The sequence below is a fragment of the Streptomyces sp. NPDC127097 genome, assembly GCF_042724075.1.
Taxonomy (GTDB): domain Bacteria; phylum Actinomycetota; class Actinomycetes; order Streptomycetales; family Streptomycetaceae; genus Streptomyces.
In genome coordinates, this window is sequence record NZ_JBHXFI010000020.1 from 111,926 (window position 1) to 122,612 (window position 10,687).

2 protein-coding genes are annotated in these 10,687 nt (G+C 76.9%); both read left to right on the top strand.

All coding sequences use genetic code 11. The features are described from left to right. The first annotated feature begins 447 nt into the window (after positions 1-447). Positions 448-7,620 (top strand): SDR family NAD(P)-dependent oxidoreductase, encoded by a 7,173-nt coding sequence (locus tag ACFWJW_RS17880; RefSeq protein ID WP_387241629.1) that lies wholly within the window; start codon positions 448-450, stop codon positions 7,618-7,620. Then, the coding region (locus ACFWJW_RS17885; RefSeq protein ID WP_387241632.1) for a beta-ketoacyl synthase N-terminal-like domain-containing protein at positions 7,613-10,687 on the top strand (3,075 nt) is incomplete at its 3' end. The genes ACFWJW_RS17880 and ACFWJW_RS17885, both read left to right, overlap by 8 nt.

Consider the following 10,687-nt stretch of genomic DNA (forward strand, 5'->3'; position numbering starts at 1 on the left):
GGAGCGGCCCGGCGGGCCCGGTACGCGGCCGGCGCGGGGCGGCGAAGCGCAGGTCAGCGCGGGGGCGGCGGGGGCACGGGGCGGTCCGGGGGCCGCCGTCGTGACCTTGGCGCATTCAACCACTGCCTGTTGCAGTTGCGTTGACAGTGCACGGGGGTGGCCTCACGATGCAACGCGGCATCAGCGGTGGCTACCGCTGGTTACCGCAGGTGGCAGTGGTCAGCGTGTTCGCCCCCGGCAGAAGGAGCGCCCGTGGTCCCCCGGCCCCCGTTCCCCGGCACCCCCCTTTCCAGATCTACCGGCACGGACGTTCCGCCCAACGGTCCAGGGTCCGGCGGGCCTTCCGGCTCCGGGCCCGCCGCTGCCGCCCGGACCGCCGGTGCCGCACACCCCGGGTCCGCCCCCGCCGGGCCCGCCCGCCCCGGGTCCGCCGGCCGCGATCTCGTCGTGGCGCTCTCGCCGTTCGAGGAACCGGGCGAGCGGATCGTCCTCGCGGCCGCCCGCGCGGGCGCGCTGGGCCTGCTGGACCTCGGCCGGGACCCCGGCCCGGCGCGCGCCGCGCTCGCCCGGCTCGAAGGGCTCTCCCACGGCGTGCGGATACCGGTGGGGTGCCCGCTGACGCCCGCCGATCTGCCCATGGCGGTGGACACCGTGCTGCTCGCCGACCCACGGGCCTGGGCCGCCGCCGGGCCGGAGGCCGCCCACGGCCCGGCGCCCGGGCGGCCGGCGGACTGGGCCGATCGCGGGCGCCGCCGCGTCTGGGCCGAGGTCACCACCCCGGAGGAGGCCGCCGCGGCCTGTGCCGCCGGGGTCTCCGCGCTCGTCGCCCGCGGCCACGAGTCGGGCGGCCGGGTGGGCGAACTCACCACCTGTGTCCTGCTCCAGCGTCTGCTGGCCGACCCGGCCGTGACCGTCCCCGTCCTCGCCGCCGGAGGCATCGGCCCGCACTCCGCCGCCGCGGCCGTGGCCGGCGGGGCGGCCGGAGTGCTGCTCGACTCCCAGCTCGCGCTCACCACCGAGGGCAAGGAGCGGCTGCCCCGGGCGGTCGCCGCCGCGATCCGCGCCATGGACGGCAGCGAGACCACCCTCGTCGCGGGCCACCGGGTCCTCTCCCGCCCGGACCTCCGTCCGCCCGCGGTGGACGCCGAAGCCGGGGCGCAGGACGGGGAAGCTCAGGACGGGGAAGCGGACGGCGGGGGAGCGGAGGCCGGAACCACCGGCCACGACCCCGCCCACGACCCTGACCCCGACCCGGCCCCCGACCCCGCCCGGATCGCCGCCCGCCTCGGCGCCCGGAACCTGCGGACCCAGCTGCTCCCCATCGGGCAGGACGGTGCGTTCGCCGCCCGGCTCGCCGCCCGCCACCGCACCACCGGCGGCATCGTGCAGGCCGTACGGGCCGCCCTCACCGGTCATCTCGACGCCGCGGCACGCCTCCGCCCGCTCGCCCCCCGCCCCGGCGCCCGCCATCTCCCGGTGGCCCAGGGGCCGATGACCCGGGTCAGCGACGAGGCCGCGTTCGCCGCGGCCGTGGCCGCCGAGGGCGGGCTGCCCTTTCTCGCGCTCGCCGTCATGGACGGGACACGGGTCCGCCGACTGCTGGCCGAGACCGCCGAGCGGCTGGGCGAACGGCCCTGGGGCGTCGGCCTGCTCGGCTTCGCCCCGCCCGAACTGCGGAGCGAACCGCTCGCCGCGGTCGCTGAGTTCGCCCCCGAGTACGCCCTGATCGCCGGTGGCCGGCCCGCCCAGGCCGCGCCCCTCGAAGCGGCCGGGACCCGGACCTATCTCCATGTCCCGGCGCCCGGACTGCTGGAGCGCTACCTCGCCGAGGGCGCCCGGCGGTTCGTCTTCGAAGGGCAGGAGTGCGGCGGACACATCGGCCCCCGGGCCAGCTTCCCGCTGTGGGACGAGCAGATCGAGCGGCTGACCGCGCATGCCCGTACGCACGGCGGGACGGCCGAGGGGCTGGACGTGCTGTTCGCGGGCGGTATCCACGACGCCCGCTCGGCCGCCATGGCCGCGGCCGCCGCCGCCCCGCTCGCCGAACTCGGCGCCACCATCGGCGTCCTGATGGGCACCGCCTACCTCTTCACGGAGGAGGCCGTGGCCACCGGCGCCGTCCTCCCCGGTTTCCAGGACACCGCCCTGGCCTGCGACCGGACCGTACTGCTGCGGACCGCCCCGGGACACGCCACGCGCTGCGCCGACACCGCCTATACCGAGGACTTCGCCGCGGCCGACCGGCGCCTGGCCGCGCACGGCACCGACCCCCGGGCCCGCTGGGAGGAGCTGGAGCGGCGCAACCTCGGACGGCTGCGGATCGCGAGCAAGGGGCTGCGGCACACCGACGGCGGGCCGCCCGCGCCCGTGGGGGAGCGCGACCAGCGCCGGGAGGGCCTGTACATGCTGGGCCAGGCCGCCACCGCCCGGCACGCCACCACCACCGTCGCCGCGCTGCACACCGCCGTGACCGACGGCGCCACCGCACAACTCGCCGCGCGCGCAGAGGAGTTCCGGGCGCCGACCGCACAGCCGGAGCGGGAGGCGGCGCCGCTGGACATCGCCATCGTCGGCATGGCCTGCTGCTACCCCGGCGCGCCCGACACGGCCCGCTACTGGTCCAACGTCGTCACCGGCGTCGACTCCGTCACCGAGGTGCCCGCCGACCGCTGGGACGCCGCCACCTACCACGACCCGGACCCCGCGCGGGCGGGCGAGCGCACCCCGTCGCGCTGGGGCGGCTTCCTGCCCCCGCTCCCCTTCGACGCCCTCGCCCACGGCATCCCTCCGGCCTCCCTCACCGGCATCGAACCGGTGCAGCTGCTCGCCCTCGACGCCGCCGCCAAGGCCCTGGCGGACGCCGGATACGCCGGCCGGGACTTCGACCGCGCCCGTACCAGCGTGGTGTTCGGCGCCGAGGCGGGCACCGAACTGGCCGGCGCCTACGGGCTGCGCGCCCTGCACCCGGCCTACCTCGGCGACCTGCCGCCCGCCCTCGACGCCGAACTGCCCCGGCTGACCGAGGACTCCTTCCCCGGCGTGCTCGCCAACGTCATCGCCGGACGCATCGCCGGCCGCCTCGACCTGGGCGGCGCCAACTGCACCGTGGACGCCGCCTGCGCCTCCTCGCTCGCCGCACTCGATCTGGCCTGCCGCCAACTGCGCGACCACGACGCCGATATGACGCTGTGCGGCGGCGCCGATGTGCACAACGGCATCAACGACTACCTGATGTTCGCCTCCGTGCAGGCGCTGTCCCCCACCGGCCGCTGCCGGCCCTTCGACGCGGCGGCCGACGGGATCGCGCTCGGCGAGGGCGTCGGCTGTCTGGTCCTCAAACGCCTCGCCGACGCCGAACGGGACGGCGACCGGGTCTACGCCGTCGTCAAAGCGGTCGGCACCTCCAGCGACGGACGGTCCCTCGGGCTGACCGCACCACGGCCCGAGGGCCAGCGGCGGGCCCTGGAACGCGCCTACCACCGCGCCGGGATCAGCCCCGCGCAGGTCGGCCTCCTCGAAGCCCACGGCACCGGAACCGTCGTCGGTGACACCACCGAACTCGCCGTCCTCACCGAGCTGTTCGAGGCCGCGGGCGCGGCACCGGGCAGCTGCACGCTCGGCTCGGTCAAGTCGCAGATCGGGCACACCAAATGCGCCGCCGGCCTGGCCGGACTGATCAAGGCCGCCCGTGCGGTACACGCGGGAGTGCGGCCGCCGACCCTCCATCTGACCCGGCCCGCCGAGGCGGACACCGGCCCGTTCCGCTTCGACACCGGACACGCCCGGCCCTGGCCGGTCCCGGTGGCCCGCCGCATCGCGGGAGTGAGCGCCTTCGGCTTCGGCGGCACCAACTACCACGCCGTGCTCGCCGGTTACGACGGCGCCCCCGAACCCGCCCACGCCCTCACGGACTGGCCCGCCGAGCTCTTCTGCTTCCGCGGCGCCGACCGGTCCGCCGCCGTACGCGCGATGGACCGCCTCACCGCGCGACTGGCGGCGAACGACCAGGCCGGGCGCCCGTGGCCGCTGCGCGACCTGGCCGCCGAGACCGCGGCGGCGGACGGGCCGGTCCAGGTCTGCGTGGTGGCCGAGGACCTCGACGATCTCGCCGCCAAACTGGTCCCCGCCCGCCGGTTCACCGCCGCCGACGGCGTCCACCCGCGCACCCGTGACGCCGACCCCGGGCTGCTCGCCTTCCTCTTCCCCGGCCAGGGCAGCCAGCGCACCGGAATGCTCGGCGAGTTGTTCCTCGCCTTCCCGGCGCTGCGCGGCCTCCTGGACGACGCCGATCCGGACTGTGTCGCGGCCATGTTCCCGCCCGCCGCCTTCACCCCCGAGGACCGGGCCGCCCAGCAGGCCGCCCTCACCGACACCCGGGTCGCCCAGCCGGCGCTCGGCCTGGCCTCCGCGGCCGCACACCGGCTGCTCACCACCCTCGGGGTGCGCCCCGACTGCACGGCGGGGCACTCGTACGGCGAACTGACCGCCCTGTGGGCGGCGGGCGCCTATGACACCGCGGCGCTGCTCCGGCTCAGTGCGCGCCGCGGCGAGGCGATCCTCTCGGCCGCCGGCGACGACCCCGGCGCGATGGCCGCCGTCGTGGCCGCACCGGACCGGGTACGGGAGCTGACCCGCGACACCGGTGTCGTCGTCGCCAACCACAACGCACCTGAACAGAGCGTGATTTCCGGCCCGACGGACGCCGTGGAAGCGGCCGTGGCGGCGCTGCGCGCGGCCGGTACCGAGGCGCGCCGGCTGCCGGTCGCCTGCGCCTTCCACAGCCCGCAACTCACCGCCGCCCGCGACACGCTCGCCGCCGAACTGTCCGCGACCGAGGTGACCGCGCCCGCCTTCCCGGTCTGGTCCGGTGCCACCGCGCGCCCCTACGCCCGCGCGGCGTCCGCGGTGCGGGACACCCTGGCGGGCCAGGTCGCCGCGCCGGTGCGCTTCGTGGCGCAGATCGAGGACATGTACGCCACCGGGGTGCGCACCTTCGTGGAGGCCGGGCCCGGCCGGGTGCTCACCGGTCTGGTCGGGCAGATCCTCGGCGAACGTCCGCACACCGCCCTCGCGCTGGACGTCCCCGGCGAGTCCGGGCTGGCCCGGCTGCCGCACGTCCTGGCCCGGCTCGCCGCGGCCGGGGTCCCGGTCGACCCGGAGGCGCTGTTCCGCGGCCGTGCGCAACTCCTGCCCGACGCGCCGCCCCGCCGCCCGGGATGGCTGGTGAACGGCCACACGGTGCGCACCGCAGACGGCGCCTGCCTGCCCGGCGGACTGCGCCCGGCCCGGCGGGTGGACACCCGAGGGAGTGAGGAGGACGCGGCGCGGACGGCGGGCGGGCAGCGCGCGGCGTTCGACGGCGGTGGTGCGGTTTCCGGCGGCGGTGCGGCTCCCGGCGGCGGCGCGGCTGCCGGTGACGCCGCCCGGCACGACGCCGTGCTGGAGTATCTGCGCACCACGCGCGAGCTGGTGGCGTCCCAACGGGATGTGGTGTTGCGGTACTTGGGGGAGGCCCCCGCGCCCGCCCAGCCGGTCGGGTCGGCATCCGTGCAGGAGTGGGCCGTCCCGGCGTACACCGAAGCCGCCGGGGCCGGGAGCGGAGCCGGGCGCGGAGCCGGGGGCGCGGCCGGGGTCGCCGACGGGCCCGCGCTCGCTGCCGACCCCACCGTCGCCCAGCCGCCCGCCACCGGCCCGCGGCCCCTGAGTCCCGCCGAACTCCTCGATGCCGTAAGGGAGATCATCCACCAGCGGACCGGTTACCCCCACGAGATGCTCGACGCCGGGCTCGACCTGGAGGCGGACCTCTCGGTGGACTCCATCAAGCGCGTGGAGATCGTCGGCGCGCTGGCCGACCGGATCGGACTGCCGCAGGACGCGGACGGGGCCATGGAGTCGGCCGTGGAACAGCTCGCCCGCGTCAAGACCATCAGCGGCATCGTCGACTGGATCGCCGCCGCCCGCCCGGAGCCGCCGCCGACGCCGGCCGAAGCCGTGCTCGCGCCGGTAGCTCCTGCCACACCTGTCACACCTGCCACACCTGCCACACCGGCCGCGACGGTCGCTCCGGTGCAGCCCGCGGTGCTTGCTGCCGCGCCCGCCACCACAGACCCGTTCGCCCCGGAGGAGGCATCCGACGCCGGCCCGGTGCCGCTGCGCCCCACCCGCTCCCTGGTCCGGGTCACCCCGCTCGGCCCGCCCGCGGCCCGGCCGCCCGCCGAGGTGGTGGCGGGCAGTGACTTCGTCGTGGTGGAGGACGGCCAGGGCGTGGCGCTGGCCCTCACCGCCCTGCTGGAGAGCCATGGCGCACGGGTACGCACCGTCCCCGCCGAGCGGCTGGTCCGGTGCGCCGCCGACGGGACCGGCGGAGTGGTGGATCTCAGCGCCCTGCGGGCGGGCCGCGGCGCCGTCCTGCCCGGACAGTTCGCAGCCTGGCGCGCCGCCCTGACCGGTGGGGCCCGCCGTCTGCTGCTGGCCACCGCGGCCGGCGGCACCTTCGGCCAGGACGCCACCGCCGACGCTCCCGACCCGCTGCCCGGTGCCGGGCTGCGCGGCTTCGCCCGTACGGCCGCCCTCGAATACCCCGACATCCTGATCCGCGCCGTGGACCTCGACCCCAAGGACCGCCCCGAACGCATCGCCGCCCACCTCCTCGCCGAACTCTGCGCCCCCGGGGAGCCGGTCGTCGTCGGCCGTACCAACGGCACCCGCACCACCCTGCGCGCCGTCCCCACACCCCTGCCGGACGACCGGGCCGTCCCCGGCCGGCCGTCGCTCGGCGCCGGTTCCGTGGTGCTGCTGACCGGCGGGGCGCGCGGCATCACCGCCCGTACGGCCCTCGCCCTGGCCCGCGCGCACGGGTGCCACATCGAACTCCTCGGCCGGACGCCCCTGATGGAGACCCCTGAGGACCCGGCCCTCGCCCATGCCCATGACCGCATCGCGCTGCGTGCCGCGCTGCTCGCCCAAGGACTCCGCAGACCCGCCGAGATCGAGGCGGCCGCCGGCGCGGTGCTGGCCCGCCGCGAGATCACCGCCACCCTCGCGGCCCTGTCCCCGTTCGCCGCCTCGGTGCGTTACCACGCGGCCGATGTCGGCGACGAGGCCGCCGTACACGCCGTGGTCCGGGACATCCGGGCCCGGCACGGCCGCCTCGACGGGATCGTGCACGGCGCCGGCACCCTGGCGGACAAGCTGCTGCGCGACAAGGACCCGGCCTCGTTCGCCCGGGTCTTCGCCACCAAGGTCGACGGCGCCCGCCATCTGCTGTCCGCCGCCGGCGACGACAGCGGGTTCCTCGTCCTCTTCGGCAGCGTCGCCGGGGTCTTCGGCAACCGCGGCCAGGCCGACTACGCCGCCGCCAACGACGCCCTGGACACCCTCGCCACGGCCTGGTCGGCCCGCACGTCCCGGCGCGTCCTGGCCGTCGACTGGGGCCCGTGGGCGGCCGAGGGCGGCGGCATGGTCACCCCCGAACTCGCGCGCGCCTACGCCCGCAGGGGCATCCCGCTCCTGGACCCCGACGCCGCGGCAGACGCCCTCCTGGACGAACTGGCCCACGGTACGGCGGCCCAGGTCGTGCTGGCGGCGGAGACCGGCGGGGAGGGGACGGGCGATGAGTGAGAGACCCGCCCGGCAGACCGGCCCCCGGCCCACGGACGCCGCGATCGTCGGCATGGGGGCGCTGTTCCCCGGCGCCGAGGACCTCGCCGCGTACTGGCGCAACCTGGTGGCCGGTACCGACTGCATCACCGATGTGCCGCCCGGCCGCTGGGACCCGGAGATCTACTACGACCCGCACGCTGCCCAGGGCCCCGCCCGCAGCGACCGCTTCTACTGCCGCCGGGGCGGCTTCCTGGCCGAACCGGCCGCCTTCGATCCCACCCGCTTCGGCATCATGCCCGCCGCCGTCCGGGGGGCCGAGCCCGATCAGCTGCTCGCTCTGCGCACCATCACCGACGCCATCGCCGACGCGGGCGGTGAAGAGCGGCTGCCCGCCGACCGCTCCCGTATCGGCGTCATCCTCGGCCGCGGCGGCTTCATGGGCGTCGCCACCGCCCGGCTCGACCAGCGGGTCCGTACGGCCCATCAGCTCGCCGTCACCCTGCGCGAACTCGTCCCGGAATTAGGTGAGCCGAGGATCGCGGCCGTACGGGATGCCTTCCAGGCGAGCCTCGGCCCCGAACAGCCCGAAGCCTCCATCGGCCTGGTCCCCAGCTTCACCGCCGCCCGCACCGCCAACCGGCTGGACTTCCGCGGCCCCGCATACACCCTCGACGCGGCCTGCGCCTCCTCCCTGCTCGCCGTGGCGCAGGCCGTCGATCTGCTGGCCGCCGGCCGCTGTGACCTCATGGTCGCCGGAGCCGTGCACCACTGCCATATCGCCACGCTGTGGAGCGTCTTCACCCAGCTGCGGGCGCTCAGCCCCAGCCAGCACATCCGCCCCTTCGACCGCCGGGCCGACGGCACCCTGCTGTCCGAGGGCACCGGTGTCGTCCTCCTCAAGCGCCTGGCCGACGCCGAGCGCGACGGCGACCGGGTGTACGCGGTGATCCGCGGAACGGGAGTGGCGGGGGACGGCCGTGCCGCCGGCCTGATGAGCCCGCGGCCGGAAGGCCAGATCAGCGCGCTGGAGCAGGCGTGGGCCGGTGCCGGGCTCGACCCCGCACACCCCGCGGCGCTCGGCCTGCTGGAGGCCCATGGCACCGGGACCCCGGTCGGCGACGGCGTCGAACTCGACACCCTGGCCCGGGTGTTCGGCCCGCCCGGCGCCGGCCTTCCGCCGGTCGGCCTGGGCTCGGTGAAGTCGATGCTCGGCCACACCATGCAGGCCGCCGGGATCGCCGGACTGATCAAGGCGGCGCTCGCCGTCCACCACCGGACGCTGCCGCCGACCCTGCATCTGGACGAGCCGCACGAGGGGCTGGCACGGACCCGTATGCGTCCGGTCACCGAGGCCGAGCCGTGGGACGCCGGACGGACACCGCTGCGCGCGGCCGTCAACGCCTTCGGCTTCGGCGGCATCAACGCCCACACCGTCCTGGAAGAGGCCCCGGGCCGACGGACCCCGGCGGCGCCGCCCCCGCACGGGACGCCTCCGCTGCGGGCGGCTGAGGGGGCGGGGCAGGGGGCGGCTCAGCTCCGTACGGCCGAGCGGACGGTGCGGCGGACGGCCCAGCTCCGTACCGTCGAGCCGGAGCACGCCATCCTGCTCGCCGGGGGCACTCCCGCCCAACTGGCCGACGCCTTACGGGACGTGGAGAAGGGCGACGGCGCGCCGAGGGACCCCGGCGCCCCCGTGCACGACGACGGCCCCTGCCGGCTCGCCCTCCTCGACCCCACTCCGCAGCGCCGCGCCCTCGCCGCCAAGATCCTCGCCCGTGGCCTGCCCTGGCGGGGCCGGGGCGAGGTGTGGTTCACCCCGGCCCCGTTCTTCGGTCCGCACGCCCGGCAGGAGGGAGCGCGGCTCGCCTTCCTCTTCCCGGGGCTGGAGGCGGAGCCGCCGCCCCGGGTGGACGACCTCGCCGACCTGCTGGCCCTGCCCCGGCCCGCGGTCTCCGGCGGCACCGGTCTGGTCGAACGCGCCGTGGACAGCCTCGCCGTCGGCCGCCTGCTCGCCCGCGCCCTGGACGAACTGGGCCTCAAACCCGACCTGTTGACCGGCCACAGCCTCGGCGAATGGACCGCCATGGTGGTCGCCGGAATGTATCCGCCCGAGGCCGTGGACGCCTTCCTCGACTCGCTGCGGCCCGGCTCGCTCGCCGTACCCGACCTGGTCTACGCGGCCCTGGGCTGCGGCGCCGCGCAGGCGGCCGCCGCGCTCGCGGGCCTGGAGCGGATCGCGGTCAGCCACGACAACTGCCCGCACCAGTCGGTGATCTGCGGAGCGCCGGAGCCGCTGGCCGAGGCCGTCCGCAGACTCGCCGGCCAGGGCGTACGGGCCCAGGAGATGCCCTTCCGCTCCGGCTTCCACACCCCGATGTGGGCGCCCTACCTCCACCAGACCGGCACCGCCTTCGACGCCCTGCCGTTACGGGACCAGCGGCTGCCCGTATGGTCGGCGACGACAGCCGCCCCCTTCCCGGACGGCCCTTCCGCGATCCGCCGGCTGGTACTGCGGCACCTCCTGGAACCGGTCCGCTTCCAGGAGCTGACCAGACGGCTCTACGAAACGGGCGTCCGCGCCTTCGTCCAGGCAGGCGCCGGCAGCCTCACCGGCTTCGTCTCCGACACCCTCCACGGCCAGGACCATCTCGCCGTCGCGGCCGTCGACTCCCGCCGCGACGGCCCCGTCCAACTCCGCCGACTGGCGGCGGCGTTGTGGACCGAGGGGCTGAACCCACGGTGGGACCGGCTGGCGCCGCCGGGAGGATCCGCCCCGGCCGGTGACCGCCCCACGGGCCGGGCGCGGGACCACACGAGGGACCAGGCGGGGGGCCAGGCGAGGGACCGGGCGGGGGGCCAGGCGAGGGACCGGGCGGGGGACCGTGTCGACGGCCCCGCCGTGGGTCCAGAGCGAACCGGTGCGGCAGTACGGCTCGACCTCGACTCGCCGCTGGTCCGCCTGGGCGGAGGGACGCCCGGCAGCCTGGCGCTCGCGCCTGCCGATTCGCCCCCACCCCCCACCCCCACCCCCGCCCCCTCCCCCCACCCCCCACCGCACCCACCACACCCTCCGCCACCTCTCCCT